Below are 19,072 nucleotides of genomic sequence, written 5' to 3'. Positions count from 1 at the left end.
CGGATGCCGACGCTGCTGGGTAAGTACAAGGTGCCGCACTTCGACGCGAAGGCCGAGGCGGACGCGTTCTTCGTCGAGTCGGGGGTGCCGACGACGTTCTTGCGGACCACGTTCTACTACGAGAACCTGGCCGACGCCCTCGCTCCGGCCCGCGACGCGGAAGGCCGGCTGGTCTTGAACATCCCGATGGGCGACGCGCCGCTGGCCGGGATCGCGTCCGGTGACATCGGCCGGGTCGCGGTGTCGATCTTCCGCGGTGGTAGTGAGTTCATCGGCCGCACGGTCAGCATCGCCGGTGACGTCCTGACCGGTAACCAGATCGCCGCAGCGTTGGGTGACGCGCTGGGGGAGCCGGTCGAATACCGGCCGGTCACCCACGACCAGTTCCGGGCGTTCGGGTTCCCGGGTGCGGACGAGTACGGCAACATGCTGCAGTACTACACCGAGTTCGCCGACGAGTTCACCTCGCCGCGTGACCCGGCCCGGGTGCGGGAGCTGACCCCGGAGGTCCAGTCGCTGCGCGAGTGGCTGGCCACGGCCGGCTACCGCCTCCCGACCGCCGCCTGACGGCAAACAGCAAGCGAGGGCGTGACCGACAACGGTCACGCCCTCGCTCGTCGTCTACTTCTTCAGGCGCCGGCTTCCCGCATGCCAGTCCTCGGTCTTGCCCGGCTCCAGCGTCGTGACACCGAACGACGGCAGCTGCGGCTGCTCGCGCAGGCTGCGCTTGAGCTCGGCGAACCCGGGGAACTTGGCCAGCCCCACCACGTGATCCCACAGCACGCCGGCCTGCGCCTCGTCGGGCAACCGGCTGATCACCGGCCCGAAGAACGCCACACCGTCCGGCGGCTCGAAGTGCACGATCGGCGTGCCGACGTCCTTGCCGGTCAACGACAACGCCTCGTCCGACTCGGCCTGGATCTCCGCATCCCGGGACGTGTCGTCGAGGAAATCGGCGAGCGAGACCGGCAACCCGGCCTCCGCGAGAGCGGCCGCGGCCAGCTCCGGAGTGCCCTGCCAGCCGAGTTCCCGGCCCGCGTCGGGGGCGGTCTCCAGGATCCGGGCGCCGAACGCGGCGTACAGCGCGCCGATCGATTCGCGGCCGTGCTTCTCCCGTGCCGCCGAGGCCACCCGCAACAGTCGCAACCCGGCGGTGTGCTGGGCCTCGTACTCCGGCGGGAAGTGGCTGGCGTAGTCGAGGTGTGAGTTGATCAGGCGCAGTGAGATGAACCGCCAGTCGACGGTGTAGTCGCGCTGGGCCTGCACCATCCGGATCCACTTGCTCGTCATCCAGGCGAACGGGCAGATCGGATCGAAGTAGAAGTTGATGTCGGATGCCATGGGTGTGACCTCTCCACTCAATGCCGGACAGGGAAGGCGTGGCGCCGGGCACGAATCACCACAAGCATTGTCGGCGCCAGGAGCCCGAGCGTCGCCACGGCCAGTGAGCCCGGGCCGAAACCGGCCAGCAGCGCGCCGCCGACGAGCCCGCCGAGGCCGATCGCCAGGTTCCAGGTGGTGACCATCGAGGACTGGGCCACGTCGGCGTGCTCACCGGCCGCCCTCATCAGTGCCGATTGCAGCAGGGTGGCGGCTCCGCCGAACGAAAGTCCCCAGATCGCGACCGTGAGGTAATCGGCCACGGCGCTGGCGCCGGCCACAGCCAGAACAGCCGCGGCCACGGCGAACAGCCCGGTGCTGGCGATGACCAGCACGCGGTGGTGCCGGTCGATGAACACCCCGGTGAGCCAGATGCTGACGATCGAGGCGATACCGAAGTCCAGCAGGATCCACTGGACGTGATCCTGCAGGCCGTGACCGGCGAGAACCGGTGCGATGAACGTGTACAGGATGGTGTGCGCGAGCACGAACGCGCCGGTCACCACGAGGACCGTGCGGATGCCCCGCAACCGCAGGATGTCGCGCAGCGCGATGCGGTCCTCGGCCTTGCGGCCGGGGAAGTTGGGCAGCTTCCACGCCGTCCACGCGATGAGCAGGCCGGTCACCGCGGAGGCAAGGCCGAAGGTCAACTGCCAACCGACAATCTTTCCGAGGTACGCCCCGAGCGGCACACCGAGTGACAGGGCCACCGGAGTGCCCGCGAACGCGAACGCCATCGCCCGGCCCTTGAGCGCGGGGCCGACCAGCCGTGCCGCGTATCCGCCGAGAAGGCTCCAGACCACTCCGCTGGCGGCGCCGGCCAGGAACCGGGCGGCCATCGTGACGGCGAAGTCGTGGGAGATCGCGGTGCCGAGATTGGCGATCACGAACCCGGCCAGCGCGGCCAGCAGCAGGTGCCGTCGCGGCCAGGTCGCGGTGGCCAGCGCGACCGGGATCGCCGTCAGCAGCGTTCCCACCGCGTAGATCGTGACCGTTTGCCCGGCCACCGGTTCGGAGACCCCCAGCGCCCGGCTCATCTGCGGCAGGACGCCGGCCGGCAGCGCCTCGGTCAGGGTGGTGATCAGCCCGGCGGTGAAGAGTGCGATCAGGGACGGCAGGGGCAGGCGTTCCGCGGTGGATGTCCGCGGAGCCGCGAGATGTGTGGTGGACACGGTTGTTCCTCGACTAACTGCACCGGTTGAGCCGTCACGATCGCGACGGCCCGACCAGCGTCTAACCTTCACATTGATGTGATGGCAAGCCGCTCAGGTGTTACGGAGATCTCGGTGCGGATCAAGGAGTTGTCGCGGCGGGCGGACGTGTCGCCCCGGCTGTTGCGCTACTACAAGGAGCAGGGCCTTCTCAGCCCGAGCCGCTCGGCGAACGGCTACCGCGACTACGACGAGGCCCTGCTGGTGCGGGTCCTGCAGATCCGCAGTCTGCTCAGCGCGGGCCTGACCACGGAGATCATCAGGGAGGTGCTGCCCTGCCTGGCCGAAGCGGCGAACTCGCAGTACCCGGCCGCGGATTTCGTGAACCGGGTCCGCCAGGAACGCGACCGCATGGCCGAGCGCCTCGACAACCTGACCCGAAACCTGCAGGCCATCGACGCCTACCTGGCCGCGGTGACCGACGAGTAGCCCGCGGCAGTGGCCGACCCTCCTCGCGCTCATCGATGGCTACACGGATGAACTCCGGAACGAGCGGCATGGGGTTGGTGTGAACCCCCGGGTTTGATGGAAAGTCTGCGGTCAGGCGCAGGATGTCGGGGTGGCGGGCTTGCTGACGGCATCGACCGACCCGCCTTTTGCGGAGTCGTAGAGATACCACTTGCCGCTGCCACCGGTGTTTGTCGCGCAGATCTTGTAGGGGCCGATGCCCGAGATGGGGACGTAGTACAGCTCGGTCTTGTCGGACAGCGTGATCTTCTGTGACGAGGTGCCAAGCGCCACTTGGGGCGTGCTACCACCGTTGTTGTACTCGGACATCGAGGTGATCGGGTAGTTGCCGGTCTCGCTGTAGTACCGCTCGACCGCGCCGATGGCACCGCGCACGTCGGACTGCGCCGATTTGTCGGCCATCTCAGCGGTAGCGCTCGCGGCACCGCCAAGCTCGCCTGTAGCCAGGAGCCCGCAGGATCGCTGCATCTGGCTCAGGTTCTCAACGCCGGACAACGCGACTTCATCCATGCGGGCAGCCGTGCTGGCGCTGACCTCATCGGTGTCCTCAAAACCGGCGCGACGAAGCGTCACCATGGTTTCCAGCGAATCAGCGAAGCCTACGCCTGCGTCCTTGAACTCTCCCGAGAAGACGAGCCGTCCGGCGAGCGTGCGGATTCGCTTGGCTACCGTCTCGATCTTAACCAGTTTGTCCGAATCATCTCCGCTGGCGCGGACAAACGACTCTTGGTTACCGATCATGTCGCAGAGTTCGGACTTGGCGGAGGAACTGACTACCGCAGTAATGGCGCCGCCGACCAACAGAGCCACTGCAGCTGTACCCGCGGCGATAACAGTGACACGGTTGGAGCTTCCGCGAGGCTTGCGGTTCTCTGTCGACGGCATTTCGTCGTTGAACTTGGGGGCCCGGTATTGGTTGGCGTAGGTTGCCTCTTCGGTCGCAACCACGGGCGGGCCATACGCCTGCTCCACGACCGGCTGCGCGTACGCCGACTGGGCTGCGGCGGGCTGGACAGGGGGTGGTGCTGCCTGAACGAACTCGGTCCACCGCTGCCCGTCCCACCAACGTTGCGTCGGTGTGCCATCGGGATTGGTGTACCAGTTGGCTGGTGACGACCCAGCCGTAGCGATACTGTCTTGGTCCTGCGCGAAAGCCGCCGCCGTAGCTTCACCTGAGGCATATGCAGGCTCGGGGATGCCGCGGTTAGCCATTGCAGCGGAATCCAGAACTTGCGGCTGATCATTACTCATGGAGAACCTTCGCGGCCGTCGAGTCGTTGCTCTACCCATCGGGCCCTGCCCTGGTGCCTTAAGGAATCTGCACGAACGGCGTTGACCCCGATCGGGCCACCTCATAGTTGCCTCATCAGGGACTGCGGCACCGTGCGCAACAATCGGAACCACACACCAGCATGCTGTTGCGGCAGGGCAGGCTGATCCCGGCCGACGATCATCGCAGCCTGGTTCGGCAAGCTCCTCGCGGGACTGATCCCGTAACCCAAGTTCAAGGCAGCCCAGCCAGCTGGTTCCCCGGCTACTGGACGAACTGGTACGCGGTCATGGAAAGCCCCAGCAAGACCACGAAGGTCCCGGCGCACCAAGGCGCGATCACCGTCAGCTCGGCCCGGTTGAGCGCTGCGATCAGCCCCGCGATGATCGCCGCCAGGATCGAGACGATGAACGCGACGATGAGGAACGCTGGGGCGCTCACTGGATCACCGCGGTGGTGCCTACGGGTGCAATGTGGTTGCGAAGGGTGCTCGGCATGTCGAACACCACGTAGCATCGCCTTGGAAGCACGGCTAACACCTTCTTCGATATGCAGTCGGAACAGGTTCGACGACGTGTTGGTGGCCCCCAGCTGCGAACTGGGGGCCTCGCCATTTCCGGCGGAGCGGTAGCCCCTCCGATGGATCAGTGCGAGCCCACCCGCACGAGTCCGTGGCTCAGCGTAATTGACCAGTGACGCCTCCCGCCCGCCTTAGCTGGTGATATTTACGGGTATATAGCTCGATCTCGGGCAAATATGCACAAGTCGACACGTGGCGCAGTCAGGGCATCGCGTTCGGTGGAGTTCGTTTTATGGTGTCCGCACGTCGGTGAGGCATTGATCCGCGGGCCCTGGCGTTGACGGCCCGACCCGAGTGAGGAACACGAGATGGCTGCACCACGCGCCGGCGGCGTCGATGACCACCGGCAGGCGACCCTGCTGCCTGCCGCCGTCGTGGCTGCCGGCCGCAGGGCCGAGGCGGCGGGCTTCGGGTACTCCAGCGAGCCGTTGACCGGCCGGTTGCTGGCGACGCTGAGTGCGGCTGTGCGTCCGGGTGGGCGGATCCTGGAACTGGGCACCGGTGCGGGTGTCGGCCTGGCCTGGATCGGTCATGGGCTCGGGGCCCGCCGCGACGTGCAGGTCGTCTCGGTGGAACAGGACGAGGGCCTTGCCGCGGCGGTGACCGCGGCGGGTCTCCCGTACGGATGCAAGGTCTTTGTCGGTGACGCCGCAACCTTGCTGGCCGAGCTCGGTCGGTTCGACCTGATTTTCGCGGACGCCCCGGCCGGCAAATGGACCGGCCTGGACCGCACCATCGCCGCCCTCGCTGAGGGCGGTGTGCTGCTCGTCGACGACATGGACCCGCGTCGCTACACCGAAGCCGAGCACGTGGCGGTGGTGGACGGCATCCGTCGCACCCTCACCGGGCACGACGCCCTGGTGACCACGGAACTGCCGGTGGGCAGCGGCCTCATCCTGGCGGCCCGCCGCTGACCATGGCGCGTCCGGCAAGACCCTGTCGGTCAGGAACCGCCAGCAGTCTGTTCATGCCAGCCGCAGCTCGCCCTGCGCGACGACCAGGCCCGAACCGGACAGGCGGACCCGGTCGCCGGTCACGTCGACCCGGATGCGGCTCGGGCGCCCGAGGTGATGGCCCTGTTCGATCAGGACCGGAGCCTCGGCGGCTGCCCGGCCCGAGCGGATCAGGGCCACGGCGAGCGGGCCGGCCGCCGTACCCGTGGCCGGGTCCTCCGCGATTCCCACGGTCGGATTGAAGAAGCGGGTGTACGCCGCGGCCCCGTCGTCACCGGCGGTCGTGTAGAGATAGCAGCCCTCACCGCCGGACTCGGCCAGGAGCGCGGCGAGCTCACGGCTCTCGGGCACGGCCGCGTCGACCGCCTCGCGGGTGGCCAGCGGGACCAGCAGGTGTGCGACGCCGGTCGACACGACCTGGGCGACCGCGTCGCGGGCGAGATGCCGCGGTGCGAGTCCGAGCGCGCCGGTCAGCCGCCCGGCGTCGGTGACCTGCTCGCCGAACGACGGAGTGCCCTGGTCCATCACGACGCGGACCGGTCGGCCCGGGGCGCGCAGGATCTCGACGGCCAGGATCTCGGCGCCGATCCGCTGCCGCATCGTCACCGCCGCCGCGTCGCCGGTGAGCCCCTGCTCGGCCAGCCACAGCCAGGCACCCAGAGCGTTGTGCCCGGCGCCGTCGACCTCCACGCCGGCCGGCGTGTACGAGCGCAGCCGCCAATCGACCCCGTCCTCACCGGGCCGCAGCAGGAAGGTCGTCTCGGACTGGTTGAACTCGCGCGCGATGGCCTGCATCTGCGGCACGGTCAGGTCGTCGGCGTCGGGCACGAGCGTCAGCGGGTTGCCGGTCAGCGGCCGGTCCGCGAATACGTCAACGAAATAGAAGCGCGTCATGGCGTTCATTCTTCAAGGCGGGCGAGCACCTCCACCGTCGGATACCGCTCGGTGATCCACTAAAGAATAGTAGAACTATAGGTGTGATATGAATCGACACGGGCCCCGGTGGGAACAACGACGAGGGCCCCGGCGCAAACAGCGCCGGGGCCCGGGTTGATAGGTCGAAACACCATCTACCGACTGGTTCGTCGGCTTGTCGTTTCCGCGCTCACTGCCGTGAACGGCGTGGGGCGCGAGGATCGCATAAGCGTGACCGGAGACCACCTTTCGTACGATGGAATTTCGGTGTCCGCCCCAGAATGGGAACTGCCTTCTGGTGGCGGGCGATCCAACGGTGTCCAGTCCTCCCTTTCCTCTTCGTTCGATACTGCTGTCGTGCTGCCTGCCGGTGTCGGAACCCCACGCGACTTCATGGCCCCGGACACGTGCGGTGGGCTGGTTTCCCCAAGCGGAGCCCTGAACCTGCGTCGGCCCTACCTGATCTGCCCTGACCTGGACTTACGTCAGGGTCTTGCGTGCGGTGCTTACTGCTCACTGCGGGACCGGGCGAGCCGCGAAGTGGTTCCGGGCCCTGTGTGACGCTCAGTCCGATCGTCTGCGTCTTCAGCGATCTTTGTTGTCGACAGGAGGAACACTAACCAGGTCCCATCAGAAAGTCTAGTCCATCTGTCATAGATTTTCTCGGGCGACGGTCACATGACGGGCTGCAGCAGGACGGCGTAGAGGTCGCCGGGGCCCGGCTCGTGGACGTTGCCGTCCGCGTCGCGTCCGATCGGAACGGATTCGCCGGAGCGGGGGAGAAACCAGCATTCCTGTACGTCGGCCAGCGGTGAGCAGTCCGTGCCGTCCCGATCGGGGTGCGCCACCACCACGACCGCGTCGTCGGGCAGGTCGGCGAGGATCTCGCGCACGGCGGCCACGGTCAGCGCGCCGATGGTGAACAGCGGATCGACGCGCGCGTTCTGATCCCGCACGTACGTGTTCTCCTCAGAGCCAGGCATCTCAGGCCAGCGGCTTGCCGCCCGTGACACCGAGCACCTCGCCGGTGACGTAGCTGGATTCCTGCGAGGCGAAGAAGACGTAGGCCGGTGCCAGCTCGGCCGGCTGCCCGGCCCGTCCCATCGGGGTGTCCGCGCCGAAGGACTCGACCTTCTCGGCGGGCATGGTGGCGGGAATCAGCGGCGTCCAGATCGGCCCCGGCGCCACGGCATTGACCCGGATGCCCTTCTCCGCCAGCCCAGCGCCGAGGGCCTTGGTGAAAGCGATGATGCCGGCCTTCGTGGTGGCGTAGTCGAGCAGCTCCGGCGACGACTGGTAACCCTGGATCGACGCGGTGTTGATGATGGTCGAGCCGGGTTCCAGGTGCGGCACGGCGGCCTTGCTGAGCCAGAACATGGCGTACAAATTGGTCTTCATGACCCGGTCGAACTGCTCGGTGCTGATGTCGGTGATCCCGCCGGACTGGGCCATCTGGTAGGCCGCGTTGTTGACCAGGATGTCCAGACCGCCGAGTTCGGCCACGGCGGTCGCCACGATCCGCGTGCAATGCTCCTCGTCGCGGATGTCGCCCGGCACGGTGACGGCCTTGCGCCCGGCCTTCTCGACCAGTGCGGCGGTCACCCGCGCGTCCTGCTCCTCCTCGGGCAGATACGAGATGAGCACGTCCGCGCCCTCGCGGGCGAAGGCGATGGCGACCGCCCGCCCGATGCCGGAGTCCCCGCCGGTGATGATCGCCCGCTTGTCGGTCAGCCGTCCGCTGCCCCGATAGCTGTCCTCGCCGTGATCAGGCTCGGTGTCCATCTCGGCGGTGATGCCGGGGTGCGCGATCGCGCCGCTGTCCTGGTCGTCGGGACCACGGAACTGCTTCTGCGGATCTTGCTTGCCGTGCTGGTCCTGGACCACAGTGATGCTCCTCAAGTGCCGCGCGATGGTGTCGGGGCACGGCTACCCGCGGACCATCCGGCTAATCGCCTTCGGCACATCCAGCCAGATTCTGGGGCAAGCCCGAGCGCGCGCCATGACGCTCGGATCGCCGCGCGCCCTCCACGAGCGTCGGCAGCGCGGCCTCTGACCTGCTCTCGCTGATGAGCTCCAGGAGCCAGGACTGCATCGCTGGATTGGGGTCCGAGCTCGTGAGCTCCGCGCGGAACGCAGCAATCAAGTCCTCGGTATGTTCCTCGACATGCGCCAGAAGGTCGCCGAAGCCGTCCTCCGCGGTCATCCCGTCGCGGCTGTACATCATTCGTAGCCGCTGCTCGAATTTCTTGCTCACGCGCCGACACTATGCAGGACAGCAGACGGTGCAAACCGATAAACAGTGGCGGGGCCTGGCCATGCGCACCGAGAGACCCGCGGTGCACTACCAGGCCGCACCCACCCCCGCGGGGATCCGGCACTGGATCACATCATGAATCGAGAGAGGCGTCGTTCTTGCCCCAGTTGCCGAGCGCGACGATCGCCTCGCGCAAGGCGAGCCCACGATCGGTCAGCGCGTAGGCCCGGGTGTTGTGTCGAAGCGGCAGGCGGAGCAGCACGCCAGCCGCTTCGAGCTCGCGCAGGCGTGTCGCGAGCATGTTCGTCGGCACACCGAGGTCGCGCTGCAGGTCACCGTAGCGTTGTGGCCCGTCGAGCAGCCGTTCCACGATGAGCAGGGCCCACCGTGCTCCGACGATGTCGAGGGCCGCGGCGAGGTCGCTCACGCGGCCGGGGCGGCGTCCGCCTTCATCCAGAACGGTGAGTAGTGGTAGCCGTCGGGGTCGTCGAACTGGCGCTGGTACATGAAGGGGTAGTCGTCGGTGTCACCGATCCGACCGCCAGCGGCGCCGGCGCGGTCAACGAGCTCGTCGACCGCCTCGCGGCTGCCCAGGTTGAACGAGACCGTGACCTTCGAGGGCGTCTGAGGTCCGCCGATCAGCTCTTCGACGCCGCCGACGCTCGCGTACATCTCACGGCTGCCGAGCATGACGTACTGCTCGGGCGCGATCGCGAAGCACGACACGTTGTGGTCGGACATCTCCGCGTTAAGGGTCCAGCCGAGGGCCGTGTAGAAGGCGGTTGCGCGCTCGACGCTCTCGACCGGGCAGGTGATGAAGAGGCTCATGCGGGCCATGCTTGCAAAATGCAAGTGACCCGTCAAGGGGAATACGTCCCGCACAAGGGTCGTGGCGCCGTGGTCTTGCCCGGCTGGTCCAGCGTCCAGCGACGGAACCGGGAGTCCCTTTGCTCGCGTTCTTGTTTCTCATCGTTTGTCGCGTCCCTGGTGGCGAGGTGCGTGGCGCGACGATCCCTGACGGCGAACTTGATCAGTTGTTGCGGTCGGACGACGACGGGCTTCTGCGATGGCTCGACGACCGCCAGCTGGTACCTCCGGAGGCGAACTGGTGGCTGCACCTCCTGCTCGGGATCGATGAGCGATGGGCGCAGACGTCACTGGCTGGTGGCGCGACGCTGAACTGCTTCGCCTTCTCGGGCCGGCCCTGGCCCGGCTGTTCCCCGATACCGCACCCACCGTGGTGCTCGGGCCCGACTCGCGAGGCTCGCTCATCGGCCCGATGGTCGCGCTGCACCTCGGACTCGGCTTCGTCGAAGTACGGAAGAACCGCACGCCCGTCGGCCACACCGATCAGTGGGTCCGGCGTACGACCCCGCCGGACTATCGCGACCGGCACCTCGAGCTCGGATTGTCGCGAGTCTGAGCATCTCTCATCGGCTACACGTCCGCCGAGGCGCGCACCGGTCACCGAGAGTAATCGGCCGTCGATGGGCGAGCTCTGTCGGCCGGATGAACACACCTGATCATGCGCATCAGCTTTCCGCCGGGCGTTGTCTCAGGGCGGCTACGGGGACGGTCTCGATGGCGTACTCCATCGTCAGCTCCGCTTGTACGTCGCCCGTTTGATCGTCTCCGACGTAGCGGACGACATAGCTGACCTCGTCCCACCAGGAGACGCTGGTTCGCGCTTCCATCGGCAGGAGCTCTTGGGCGAGGTGCACTTCGTCGCCCGCACGCAAGCCGGCGTCTGGGTCGGCTGCGGAGCGTTGCACGTCTGACAGGAGCTTGATGAGCCTTGCTATCGGTTCGGCGCCTTCGTAGTGAACACGGTGGCCCGCTGCGCCGAAAATCAACCGAGTCTCGGCCCTGCTCAACTCGGCCAACGCCGCGGCAGCCTCCGGCGCGAGGGCACGGCTGTCGGCGATGTCGACCTGCGCCGCCAGCGCTTCGATCAATCGGTCCAGGAGTCGGTCCCGCACGTCGTCAAACACGCTGCGAGCGTATGGCGGCCATTGCCGCTGGACCGTGGGGGCCTGGCAGAAGCGGTAGGCAAACGGTGGATCGATGGCCAAGTACCGTTCTGAACGGGAGCGAGTGCCACCCAAAGCAAGACGTCCGTGACGCTTCGTGGCGCGCGACTCGCGGCATGAGAGTTACGCGAAGACAATCTGGTGGCTTCGAGTATCACAGCTCGGCATCGTGAATGAGTGTCGATTGTTAGCCATCGGCAGTCCTGCGGCTGAGGTTTGACTTTGTCGGTGAGTTCGGTTGGGCGCGGTCTCGACCTCAGGTCCTCCGCGAGGGTGCCGATCGGGACACTGGAAAGTCCTGGCCGAACGGAGCTGCGGGATGGTCGCACAGCGGTCGAATGCGATACCGGCACGGCGACTGGTAGCGGGGTCGCTGATCGAGCGGATCGTGGCCGAGCGCGCAATCTACCCGGTTTTCCAGCCGATCGTAGATCTCAGCACCCATGCGGTCGTCGGGGTTGAGGCGTTGGCGCGTGGGCCGGCGGGTTCTGCGCTGGAAACCCCCGACGCGCTGTTCGCGGCCGCGATCGAGGCCGGTTTGCTGACCGAGTTGGACCAGTTGTGTTATGCCCGCGCGCTGGAGACGGTCCGGGACGCCGGTCCACCGGTGCCACCGCTGGTATTCGTCAACGCGGAGCCCGCCGGATTGAGCCAGCCGATGTCTCCCGACCTCGCCGCAGTGGTCCGCAGCAGCCTGCCCTTTCGGATCGTGCTGGAATTCACCGAGCGGGCGCTGACGAGCCGCCCGGCTGCGGTGCTGCGCCTTGCCGACCTCGTCCATTCTGTCGGTAACGCTGTCGCGTTGGACGACGTGGGTGCTGATCCCGCCTCGCTGGCGTTCTTGCCGCTGGTCGAGCCGGATGTCGTCAAGCTCGACATGCACTTGATCCGCGATCCCTATTCGCCGAAAACCCAAGCGACGGCCGCAGCCGTCGTCGGATACGCCGACCGTAGCGGAGCGACTGTACTGGCTGAAGGCATCGAAACACCGGACGACGAGGTGAACGCCGCGGCTCTGGGAGCGCGATGGGGCCAAGGGTGGCTATTCGGTCGGCCCGGGCCGTTGGAAACGCTCCTGGGGCGCGAGTACGCGAAGTCTCCTGCTGTGTCCAACGCCGTGCCAGGTCTTGAACCGGTGTACGGGGACACGCCGTTCGCCATAGCTTCGCACCGACACCCGGTGCGCGTTGCCGGGCCGGACATGGCAGATGCTCTGATCGACCATGTCGTAGCGTCCCTCGGAGAACGCGGGCGGCAGAGCATCGTGCTGTGCGCCATCAATGAGCCGGGCCGGCCGTCGCGATGGCTTCCGCGACTCACCGGCGCGGCTGATCACTTCACCTACCTGGCTCTCCTCAGCGGCTCGGCGTTGCCCGATGTCGCTGATGTGCAAATACAACGGATCGAAGAGAAAGACCCTCTTCGAGAAGAAACCGTAATATCCGTTCTCACGGAGGATGGTTCGATGGCGCTGTGCATGAAATCACTCCGACCGGAATCAGCTGGTGATCCCGGTTCCATTCAATTCGTTCACTCACAAAACAGGCACGTCGTGCATCCCATCCTGCGTAACATGATGCGCCGCTTCGGCACATGGTGAGTAGCGACGATTGAATTTTGTGCAGCCTGCTGGAAGGTTATTTCCGCCGCGTAGCTACATACAGAAGCGCATGCTTCAGCTACCCGACTCTGAACGCACTCACATCAGCAAATCCGGAAGCTGCGGCCGGCGGCCGATCATTTCGGTGCGACGGGTGGACGGGTGGTGGGCCCGCCCACCCGGATGAGCGGGTCAGGGCTGTGTGATCGCCGGTTGGTCGGTGGGTGCTTCCGTGACGGCCGGCTGCCCGCCGGTGGAGATCGGGATGCGGCGCGGTTTTGCGGCCTCGGCGACCGGGATGGTCAGGGTCAGCACGCCGTCCTGCCAGGTCGCGGTGATCCGGGACGGGTCGAGGCCGTCGGCGAGGGCCAGCCGGCGTTCGAAGGTACCGGTCGCGCGCTCACGGCGTACCCATTGGATGTCGTTGTCGGTGCGCGGTGAACGTTCGGCGCGGATGGACAGGACGCGGTTGTCGACGTCGATCGTGACGGAACCGGGGTCGATCCCGGCCAGGTCGCAGTGCAGCACGAAGTGGTCGCCGGAGCGGTAGAGGTCCATCGGCATGGCCAGGGTGGCACTGGCCGGGACCGTTGCGCCGGTGCCGAGCATCTGTCCGGCCAGGCGGTCGAGCTCACGGAAAGGATCGAAAGTCAGCACCACGGGATCCACCTCCTCGAGAGATCCGCCGGGCTGTCCGGCGGACGCGTGGCGCTCGGCTGAAGACCAGTCTCGCCGAGGTCGCCGCGTGCTCCGTGGTGGTCCATCACCGCGTGGAGCAGCAGCGACACCCATTTTTTAGCACTCGAACAGGATCGGTGGAAGCAAAACCGCCCAGGCCGGCAAGAGACTTACTCAACACCAGGGACAAGAAAATCCACTCTCCTGGTACGAGGTATTGCCGTTGTCGGTGGCGGCCGTGGCGGGGAGCGGCGAATGTCTACGTCTCCTTGACGCCGTAGGAACCAAGCCGGTCTTCGCACGTTCGTCCGTAGGCTGTGGAGGGTGTGACACAGTCGGGGTCTTTGCTCAGCGGTCATGTGTTTTAGTAATTTTTCCGTGGCTCTTCCTCGTCTGGCCCCGGCCGCGGACGCCCGGCCGTGACGGTGACGCTCACCGCGGTCGCGACCTGCACCGCCGGTACGGCATGGGTGGTGTCCAGGACGCCGGAGAAACCCGGCCTGCGGCAGCCGGTGAGCCGGCGGGTGTTGTTCGAACGCGCCGGGTCCCTGACCGCGCTGGTTCAGCAGTTCGCTGCCGTGTTGTTGGCGTCGGTGTGGTCCGAGCGGGATCTCGATCAGCTCGCTTGCGGTGTCGACGTCGCGGGCAGGAAGCTGCCGTCCAAGGGGTGGATGGCGCTTCGTCGGCTCGGCTGGACCGTGGTCGTGCCGGCAGGTGTGCGGGTGCCGGACCGGGTCCTTCGCGCGGCCGAGGAGCAGGCCGCCCGGGCGTTGCGGCTGGTGGTGCACCGCCGTGCCGTCGCCGCCGCGATCGTCGCGAGTTGGCCCGCCGACCCCGCCGGCGCACCGCGGACGATTGGGTGCTGCTGCCTACTGCTGGTTCTCTCGCTTGGCGAGTTGACGTTGTCCCCGCTTGAGTAGTCGCCTGCCTCGCGGGTTGCTCAGAAAGACTCGTACGCGTTGCGAGAGTGTCGGCACGATCTTGGCCCTTTCCAGATGACGCTCGGAGAGCGGTCAGCCGCTGAAGCGACCAAGGAAGTCCGACACCTTGCTGGTGAGCTGCTCACCGACTCCGGTGACCGCGTCGGCGGCGTTAGCCGCCGCATCGGTGGCAGCGGTCGCCGCCCCCGTGGCGGCACTCGTTGCGGTGTCAGCCGCCGTGGTAACTGCCTCACCCGCTTGCCCAGCTGCGTCAGTGACCGCCGACGCGTCCGGAAGGGCGGGAGTCTCAACCCCCAGGGATTGTTTGACGTTGTCGACGATGTCGCGCAGTGCTTGCCACATGGAAACCTCCCGCAGTCGTCAGGGCTTCCTGTCCCAAGGATGACCCGGTAGCTCGTTACCGGCCAAGGCCGATGGTCCCGGCATAGGCATCAGCTCCATGGGTTCTCCACATCGGTTCCATCTGGCCCGCACATCATGGCGTCACGGTAGGAGTGTCAGCTGGATCGATGAATGGAGGAAGCGATGAGGAAGGCGACACGCCGGGCGGCGGTTCTGGTGGCTGCGGGTGCGCTCGGTCTTGGTGGGGCCGCGGTGGCGGCGCCGGCGCTGGCCGGTGTGGGTCCGTTCGCGTATCAACCGGTGGCGGCGGCTACCCCGGGGTCGGGCCGGGCGGGCGGTGGTATGGGCTCCGGCTACGGGATGGGCTCCGGGTATGGCATGGGCGCTTCCGGGATGATGGGGGCCAGCGCCTGCCTCGACCCGGCGATCAACGCCGCGAAAGGTTCCCTCGCCGAGCAGCAGAAGGCGGCGCTGGTCGCGATGGCACAGGAGGAAAAGCTCGCGCACGACCTGTACACGGCGTTTGCCGGCAAGTACGACGTGGTCGTGTTCGACCGGATCGCCGCCTCGGAGACCCGGCACCTGGCCGTGGTACGGACCCTGCTGACCCGGTACGGCGTGGCCGACCCGACGGCTGGCAAAGCGGCCGGGCAGTTCGGCGACCCGGCGGTGCAGGCGACCTACGACAAGCTGCTGGCACAGGGCCAAGCCAGCCAGGCCGCCGCGCTGCAGGCGGGCGTGACGGTCGAGCAGACCGACATCGCCGATCTCACCGCCGCCCTCGATGGGCTGAGCGCCCCCGACGTCACGCAGGCCTACACCCAGCTGCGGATGGCCTCGCGGCATCACCTGGCCGCGTTCCAGAAATGGTCGAACCGGTAACAGGGCGTGTCAAGACGGCGGCGGGGTAACACTCGCCGCCGTCGCCCGTGTGGTCGGCGGGCCACCGCGGGCTCGGGTTCAGATCAGGAGGGCACCGAGGCCGGTGAGGCAGAGCAGGATGGTAACGGCGGCGACTGTGGCGACCAGTCGCCGGTTGGAGGTGGGGTGGGCGTTGCGGACGGCGGCGCTGGTGGCGCGGTAGCGCCGCTGTGCACGGATGATCAGCAGTGCTCCGGTCAGTAGGCCGCCCGCGCCGGGTACGGCGAGGAGCGTGCCGTCGGACAAGCAGCTGCGCAGTAGCAGTGCGCCGACGCCGGCGAACGCGAGGCCGGTGCGTTGCCAGGCGAGGTAGGTGCGTTCGGTCTGTAGGCCCGGGTCGACCGGTTCGCACGGCCACGGGCGGGTCATCGGCCGCCCTGGACGGCTTCGAGGAGGACGAATACCAGGGCGAGCAGCATGACGATCGCCAGGCCGCCGCCGACCAGGCGGGGTAGCAGCGACGGTGGGAGCGGCCCGCCCAGCCGGATGGCGCGTTCGCGGCGTTCCCACCGGGTGTAACTGGTGACGGCGATCGCGGTGGCGATCAGGATGAGGACGATACCGAGGATGTGCCGTGCCGCGGGGATCGTGAAGTCCGGCACGATCTGGACGACGGCGATACCCCCGGCGAGCAGTGCCAGTGCGGTGCGGACCCAGGCGAGGAAAGTGCGTTCGTTGGCGAGGCTGAACCGGTAGTCGGGATGCTCGCCCACCTCGTGCAACGGCGGACGATCAGCCCGCCTCGGAAACCACGTCATGAGCGGCAACCTATCGATCTGCCCAGGCTGTGCGGGCGAGCGGGAGTTGGATGGTGATGGTGGTGCCGCCGCCGGTGGGTGAGGCCGCCGAGACGGTGCCGCCGTGCGCGGTGACCAGTTCCCGGACCACGGCGAGGCCGATGCCGGAGCCGGCGACGGACCTGGCGTGCTGGCCGCGCCAGAGCCGCTGGAAGACGTGTGGGAGCTCGTCCGCGGGGATCCCGGGGCCCGTGTCGGCGATCTCTAGGACGGCGAGGTCGCCGCTGCGGTGTCCGCGGACGGCGACGCGGTCGCCGGGGTGGCAGTAGCGGGCGGCGTTGGCGAGCAGGTTGGTGACGGCCTGGTGCAGCCGATCTGGGTCGGCGTGCACGGGCAACACGACCGTCAGGTCGGTGTCGATGTGCAGGCCGGCGGCGTCAAGCGGGGCCTGGTGCGCGCTGAGGGCGGTGCGGGCGATCTCGGCCAGGTCGGTGTCGGTGCGGTGCAATGACAGCGCCGCTGACTCGGCCGCGGACAGGTCGGCGAGGTCCTGCACCACTCGGCCGAGTCGCAGGGTCTGGTCGTGCAGGGCTACGAGGCGTGCGGTGTCCGGTTCGCGGAGGCCGTCGCGGAGTTCCTCGAGCCCGGCCTGCAGGGCGGCGAGGGGGGTGCGCAGTTCGTGGGCGACGTCGGCGGCGAGGCTGCGCCGGATCTGGTCGGCGCGAACCACGTCATCGGCCATGGTGTCGAACGCGGTGGCGAGCTCACCGAGTTCTCCGGGGCCGCCGGTGGCCGCGCGGGCACCAGGTTCCCCGGCGGCGAACCGGCGCGCGGCCCCGGTGAGGGCCTGCAGGGGGCGGGTCAGTCGCCGGGTCACGTAGCCGGCGGCGGCCAGGGCGGTGAACAGTGCAACGGCGGCGGCGCCGAGCACCCAAGACCAGGCCACCGCCCGCCCGGCGGTGGCGGTCGTGGTGAACGCGAGCCGGACGCTGCCGACGGTCTGCCCGTCGGCGACGACGGGCGCCTCGACCACGGCTGCGGCGCCGGTGTGCATCGACTGCATTCCCGGTCCCATTCCCCGGCCCGGCCAGACCATCTGGCCGGTGTCGTCCTGCACGATGAGCCTGGCGCCGGCGGCATCCGCGATCGCCGACGCGGCGGTCAGGTCCGCGCCGGTCCAGCCGCCGGCCTGCTCGTAGGCGACGGACGCGGCTTCGGCGGTGCGGGCCGCGGCTGCCCGGCGGTCGCTCTGCTGGGCACTGGTCAAACCCTGGGCGGTGCCGACCAGAGCGGCGGCGGTCAGCACGGCGACCGAGGACAGCGCGACAAACAGGAACGCGGCGAGCAGCCGACGCCCGAGTGGGCTGCCCAGCAGGCTGCGGAACCACCGGTCAGCGATCACGGGACCACCCGAGCCGGTATCCGACGCCGAGGACGGTTTCGACGATCTCGCCGCCGGGGTCGCCGAGTTTGCGGCGTAGGTTCTTCACGTGCGAGTCGATGGTGCGTTCGTAGCCGGCGAACTCGTACCCGCGGACCTGGTTGACTAGTTCGTAGCGGGAGAACACCCGGCCCGGGGCGGCGGCCAGCGCGGTCAGCAGCCCCCACTCGGTGGGGGTCAGCTCCAGCTCGGCGCCGTCGAGGTGTGCTTCGTGTCGCACCTCGACGATCCGCAGCCGTCCGCCGCCGAACGCGGCTACCTCGGCCGCGCCGCTGGTGCCCTGGGCGCGGTGCAGGACGGCCTGGACCCGTAGGACGAGTTCTGTCGGGCTGAACGGTTTGGTGACGTAGTCGTCGGCGCCTCGCCGGAGCCCGTCGATGCGGTCCTCGACCTGGCTGCGCGCGGTCAGCACCACCACCGGGATTTCCTGGCCCTGGCGAGCGGCGGCCAGGACCTCGAGGCCGTCCACGTCGGGCAGGCCGAGGTCGAGGACGACCAGACCGACCCCGCCGCTTTCCAGCAGGCTCAATGCCTCAGCACCGGAGCCGGTGGTGTGCACCGTGTGGCCGGCACGTTCGAGGTACCGGCGGACGACCTCCCGCAATTCCCGATCGTCCTCGACGACGAGGACCGCACCTGACATGATTCGTGCCCTCCCCAGCTTCCTGTGTCCCTGAGCTATCCGACGTTCTGGAAGGCCCGCTCTACCTCAGCGAGCGTCACACTCTGGCGGTGCCCGGCAGCCGAGCATTGCCGCAACTGGTCCGCGATGATCAGATAGGCGGGTCGGCGACCGGCGTGGGACACCGCGGCGACCTGGAGCAGGACGGCTTCGTGGTCCCGGCCTGACTCCAGCATGCCGATCACCCCACGCAGTTGGCCGGCGGCGCGACGCAATCGCCGGCTCACCACCCGCGAACGCGGTTGGTCGATGTTCATCACGCCTCCTACCTGACGGAAACGGCCACCTCGGGCACGCGGACAAGGCTGTTGTGGACGGTGCAGTGCCCGGCTACCGCGGTCAGCGCGGGAATGCGCTCGGTGGGGAAGCCCGCGGGTGGGTGGACGGTGATCCGGATCGCGGCGACTCGGGCGGGCCGGTCGGTGGCCATGTCGAAGGCGGCGTGCACGCGTAGTCCGGTGCGGTCGTGGCCGTGCCGGTCGAGGTACCGGCCGGCGTAGAACGCCACACATGCGGCGAGCGAGGCGGCGAACAGCTCGGTCGGGGTGGCTGCCTTGTCGGTACCGCCGGCCTCGACTGGCTGGTCGACGGTGAGGCGATGTCCGCGTACGTGGATCTCGTAGACGTCACCGTCGACATGGCCGACGCTCACCTGTCCGCTGGTCATGA

The 19,072-nt window shown here is 68.0% G+C and carries 26 protein-coding genes; 7 read left to right on the top strand and 19 right to left on the bottom strand.

Features of this window, described 5'->3' with window-relative positions; genetic code table 11:
* Window positions 1-567, top strand: a 567-nt coding sequence (locus tag ADL15_RS37055; protein WP_198170660.1) for an NmrA family NAD(P)-binding protein, incomplete at its 5' end; no start/stop codon positions are given.
* A gap of 54 nt (window positions 568-621) precedes the next feature.
* Here ADL15_RS37055 and ADL15_RS37050 read toward each other — a convergent pair.
* Both ADL15_RS37050 and ADL15_RS37045 read right to left on the bottom strand, forming a co-directional pair.
* Window positions 622-1,341 carry a mycothiol-dependent nitroreductase Rv2466c family protein gene (locus tag ADL15_RS37050; RefSeq protein WP_067701400.1) on the bottom strand — a complete coding sequence of 240 codons (720 nt, stop codon included), beginning with the start codon at window positions 1,339-1,341 and terminating at the stop codon, window positions 622-624.
* A 17-nt stretch (window positions 1,342-1,358) separates the two neighbouring features.
* Complete coding sequence (locus tag ADL15_RS37045) at window positions 1,359-2,552, bottom strand: MFS transporter (protein WP_067701397.1); 1,194 nt, start codon at window positions 2,550-2,552, stop codon at window positions 1,359-1,361.
* Window positions 2,553-2,666: 114 nt separating this feature from the next.
* Here ADL15_RS37045 and ADL15_RS37040 point away from each other — a divergent pair, with 114 nt between their 5' ends.
* Window positions 2,667-3,020 carry a MerR family transcriptional regulator gene (locus ADL15_RS37040; protein WP_067701394.1) on the top strand — a complete coding sequence of 118 codons (354 nt, stop codon included), beginning with the start codon at window positions 2,667-2,669 and terminating at the stop codon, window positions 3,018-3,020.
* A 111-nt stretch (window positions 3,021-3,131) separates the two neighbouring features.
* On the opposite strand, the gene ADL15_RS54665 is transcribed toward ADL15_RS37040, so the two are convergent.
* A complete protein-coding gene (locus ADL15_RS54665) occupies window positions 3,132-4,310 on the bottom strand; it encodes a DUF2510 domain-containing protein (protein WP_198171176.1) in 1,179 nt (392 codons plus the stop codon).
* Window positions 4,311-4,593: 283 nt separating this feature from the next.
* Window positions 4,594-4,770, bottom strand: a complete 177-nt coding sequence (locus tag ADL15_RS53480) for a hypothetical protein (protein WP_157441831.1) — start codon at window positions 4,768-4,770, stop codon at window positions 4,594-4,596.
* A gap of 447 nt (window positions 4,771-5,217) precedes the next feature.
* Here ADL15_RS53480 and ADL15_RS37030 point away from each other — a divergent pair, with 447 nt between their 5' ends.
* Window positions 5,218-5,823, top strand: coding sequence for an O-methyltransferase (locus tag ADL15_RS37030; protein WP_083972246.1), 606 nt, complete (start codon window positions 5,218-5,220; stop codon window positions 5,821-5,823).
* A 51-nt stretch (window positions 5,824-5,874) separates the two neighbouring features.
* Here the strand turns inward: ADL15_RS37030 and ADL15_RS37025 are convergent, their stop codons facing one another.
* From ADL15_RS37025 to ADL15_RS37000, 6 genes are all read right to left on the bottom strand, one after another.
* Window positions 5,875-6,756 (bottom strand): PhzF family phenazine biosynthesis protein, encoded by an 882-nt coding sequence (locus ADL15_RS37025; RefSeq protein ID WP_198171175.1) that lies wholly within the window; start codon window positions 6,754-6,756, stop codon window positions 5,875-5,877.
* A gap of 695 nt (window positions 6,757-7,451) precedes the next feature.
* Window positions 7,452-7,733: a hypothetical protein gene (locus tag ADL15_RS37020; RefSeq protein ID WP_067701385.1), complete on the bottom strand. Its 282-nt coding sequence runs from the start codon at window positions 7,731-7,733 to the stop codon at window positions 7,452-7,454.
* A gap of 28 nt (window positions 7,734-7,761) precedes the next feature.
* Window positions 7,762-8,661: an SDR family oxidoreductase gene (locus ADL15_RS37015; protein ID WP_067701382.1), complete on the bottom strand. Its 900-nt coding sequence runs from the start codon at window positions 8,659-8,661 to the stop codon at window positions 7,762-7,764.
* A gap of 61 nt (window positions 8,662-8,722) precedes the next feature.
* On the bottom strand, window positions 8,723-9,031 hold the full coding sequence (locus tag ADL15_RS37010; RefSeq protein ID WP_157441829.1) for a hypothetical protein: 309 nt from the start codon (window positions 9,029-9,031) through the stop codon (window positions 8,723-8,725).
* 133 nt (window positions 9,032-9,164) lie between these two features.
* Window positions 9,165-9,458: a winged helix-turn-helix transcriptional regulator gene (locus tag ADL15_RS37005; protein ID WP_067701376.1), complete on the bottom strand. Its 294-nt coding sequence runs from the start codon at window positions 9,456-9,458 to the stop codon at window positions 9,165-9,167.
* On the bottom strand, window positions 9,455-9,859 hold the full coding sequence (locus tag ADL15_RS37000; protein ID WP_067701373.1) for a VOC family protein: 405 nt from the start codon (window positions 9,857-9,859) through the stop codon (window positions 9,455-9,457). The genes ADL15_RS37005 and ADL15_RS37000 overlap by 4 nt, the downstream gene beginning before the upstream one ends.
* 313 nt (window positions 9,860-10,172) lie before the next feature.
* Between ADL15_RS37000 and ADL15_RS36995 the strand changes: the two genes are divergently transcribed.
* Window positions 10,173-10,454, top strand: coding sequence for a hypothetical protein (locus ADL15_RS36995; protein ID WP_067701370.1), 282 nt, complete (start codon window positions 10,173-10,175; stop codon window positions 10,452-10,454).
* 109 nt (window positions 10,455-10,563) lie between these two features.
* On the opposite strand, the gene ADL15_RS36990 is transcribed toward ADL15_RS36995, so the two are convergent.
* Window positions 10,564-11,022, bottom strand: coding sequence for a hypothetical protein (locus ADL15_RS36990; protein ID WP_157441828.1), 459 nt, complete (start codon window positions 11,020-11,022; stop codon window positions 10,564-10,566).
* Window positions 11,023-11,380: 358 nt separating this feature from the next.
* Between ADL15_RS36990 and ADL15_RS36985 the strand changes: the two genes are divergently transcribed.
* The gene (locus ADL15_RS36985) at window positions 11,381-12,661 is read left to right on the top strand and encodes an EAL domain-containing protein (RefSeq protein ID WP_083972245.1); all 1,281 of its coding nucleotides are present in this window, start codon (window positions 11,381-11,383) and stop codon (window positions 12,659-12,661) included.
* Window positions 12,662-12,853: 192 nt separating this feature from the next.
* Here the strand turns inward: ADL15_RS36985 and ADL15_RS36980 are convergent, their stop codons facing one another.
* On the bottom strand, window positions 12,854-13,321 hold the full coding sequence (locus ADL15_RS36980) for an Hsp20/alpha crystallin family protein (protein ID WP_067701423.1): 468 nt from the start codon (window positions 13,319-13,321) through the stop codon (window positions 12,854-12,856).
* 437 nt (window positions 13,322-13,758) lie between these two features.
* Between ADL15_RS36980 and ADL15_RS36975 the strand changes: the two genes are divergently transcribed.
* On the top strand, window positions 13,759-14,259 hold the full coding sequence (locus tag ADL15_RS36975) for a hypothetical protein (protein ID WP_067701364.1): 501 nt from the start codon (window positions 13,759-13,761) through the stop codon (window positions 14,257-14,259).
* A gap of 93 nt (window positions 14,260-14,352) precedes the next feature.
* Here the strand turns inward: ADL15_RS36975 and ADL15_RS36970 are convergent, their stop codons facing one another.
* The gene (locus ADL15_RS36970) at window positions 14,353-14,622 is read right to left on the bottom strand and encodes a hypothetical protein (RefSeq protein WP_067701361.1); all 270 of its coding nucleotides are present in this window, start codon (window positions 14,620-14,622) and stop codon (window positions 14,353-14,355) included.
* A 183-nt stretch (window positions 14,623-14,805) separates the two neighbouring features.
* On the opposite strand from ADL15_RS36970, the gene ADL15_RS36965 reads away from it, so the two are divergent.
* The gene (locus tag ADL15_RS36965; protein WP_067701421.1) at window positions 14,806-15,504 is read left to right on the top strand and encodes a ferritin-like domain-containing protein; all 699 of its coding nucleotides are present in this window, start codon (window positions 14,806-14,808) and stop codon (window positions 15,502-15,504) included.
* 78 nt (window positions 15,505-15,582) lie between these two features.
* Here ADL15_RS36965 and ADL15_RS36960 read toward each other — a convergent pair whose 3' ends face one another.
* From ADL15_RS36960 to ADL15_RS36935, 6 genes are read right to left on the bottom strand one after another with little or no spacing between them, the layout of a single operon-like run.
* On the bottom strand, window positions 15,583-15,912 hold the full coding sequence (locus ADL15_RS36960; protein ID WP_067701358.1) for a YidH family protein: 330 nt from the start codon (window positions 15,910-15,912) through the stop codon (window positions 15,583-15,585).
* A complete protein-coding gene (locus ADL15_RS36955) occupies window positions 15,909-16,301 on the bottom strand; it encodes a YidH family protein (RefSeq protein WP_067701355.1) in 393 nt (130 codons plus the stop codon). The genes ADL15_RS36960 and ADL15_RS36955 overlap by 4 nt, the downstream gene beginning before the upstream one ends.
* A 10-nt stretch (window positions 16,302-16,311) precedes the next feature.
* Window positions 16,312-17,682 carry a sensor histidine kinase gene (locus ADL15_RS36950; RefSeq protein WP_067701350.1) on the bottom strand — a complete coding sequence of 457 codons (1,371 nt, stop codon included), beginning with the start codon at window positions 17,680-17,682 and terminating at the stop codon, window positions 16,312-16,314.
* Window positions 17,672-18,364 carry a response regulator transcription factor gene (locus ADL15_RS36945; protein ID WP_067701348.1) on the bottom strand — a complete coding sequence of 231 codons (693 nt, stop codon included), beginning with the start codon at window positions 18,362-18,364 and terminating at the stop codon, window positions 17,672-17,674. Before ADL15_RS36945 ends, ADL15_RS36950 begins: the two co-directional genes overlap by 11 nt.
* Window positions 18,365-18,399: 35 nt before the next feature.
* Window positions 18,400-18,660 carry a metal-sensing transcriptional repressor gene (locus ADL15_RS36940; protein ID WP_067701345.1) on the bottom strand — a complete coding sequence of 87 codons (261 nt, stop codon included), beginning with the start codon at window positions 18,658-18,660 and terminating at the stop codon, window positions 18,400-18,402.
* Window positions 18,661-18,668: 8 nt separating this feature from the next.
* The gene (locus ADL15_RS36935; RefSeq protein ID WP_067701342.1) at window positions 18,669-19,070 is read right to left on the bottom strand and encodes an OsmC family protein; all 402 of its coding nucleotides are present in this window, start codon (window positions 19,068-19,070) and stop codon (window positions 18,669-18,671) included.
* Window positions 19,071-19,072: the final 2 nt, after the last annotated feature.

The sequence above is a fragment of the Actinoplanes awajinensis subsp. mycoplanecinus genome (assembly GCF_001509495.1).
Classification (GTDB): Bacteria; Actinomycetota; Actinomycetes; order Mycobacteriales; family Micromonosporaceae; genus Actinoplanes; species Actinoplanes palleronii.
Note: the sequence above shows the minus strand (reverse complement) of the source record. Positions and strands in the feature narration are given on the sequence as shown.

Bases quoted from the DNA above. Each gene is read 5' to 3' on its own strand.
- ADL15_RS37050 (WP_067701400.1), bottom strand. From the start codon at position 1,341: ATGGCATCCGACATCAACTTCTACTTCGATCCGATCTGCCCGTTCGCC.
- ADL15_RS54665 (WP_198171176.1), bottom strand. From the start codon at position 4,310: ATGAGTAATGATCAGCCGCAAGTTCTGGATTCCGCTGCAATGGCTAAC.
- ADL15_RS37030 (WP_083972246.1), top strand. From the start codon at position 5,218: ATGGCTGCACCACGCGCCGGCGGCGTCGATGACCACCGGCAGGCGACC.
- ADL15_RS37025 (WP_198171175.1), bottom strand. From the start codon at position 6,756: ATGACGCGCTTCTATTTCGTTGACGTATTCGCGGACCGGCCGCTGACC.
- ADL15_RS37000 (WP_067701373.1), bottom strand. From the start codon at position 9,859: ATGAGCCTCTTCATCACCTGCCCGGTCGAGAGCGTCGAGCGCGCAACC.
- ADL15_RS36995 (WP_067701370.1), top strand. From the start codon at position 10,173: ATGGGCGCAGACGTCACTGGCTGGTGGCGCGACGCTGAACTGCTTCGC.
- ADL15_RS36985 (WP_083972245.1), top strand. From the start codon at position 11,381: ATGGTCGCACAGCGGTCGAATGCGATACCGGCACGGCGACTGGTAGCG.
- ADL15_RS36970 (WP_067701361.1), bottom strand. From the start codon at position 14,622: ATGTGGCAAGCACTGCGCGACATCGTCGACAACGTCAAACAATCCCTG.
- ADL15_RS36965 (WP_067701421.1), top strand. From the start codon at position 14,806: ATGAGGAAGGCGACACGCCGGGCGGCGGTTCTGGTGGCTGCGGGTGCG.
- ADL15_RS36960 (WP_067701358.1), bottom strand. From the start codon at position 15,912: ATGACCCGCCCGTGGCCGTGCGAACCGGTCGACCCGGGCCTACAGACC.
- ADL15_RS36955 (WP_067701355.1), bottom strand. From the start codon at position 16,301: ATGACGTGGTTTCCGAGGCGGGCTGATCGTCCGCCGTTGCACGAGGTG.
- ADL15_RS36945 (WP_067701348.1), bottom strand. From the start codon at position 18,364: ATGTCAGGTGCGGTCCTCGTCGTCGAGGACGATCGGGAATTGCGGGAG.
- ADL15_RS36940 (WP_067701345.1), bottom strand. From the start codon at position 18,660: ATGAACATCGACCAACCGCGTTCGCGGGTGGTGAGCCGGCGATTGCGT.
- ADL15_RS36935 (WP_067701342.1), bottom strand. From the start codon at position 19,070: ATGACCAGCGGACAGGTGAGCGTCGGCCATGTCGACGGTGACGTCTAC.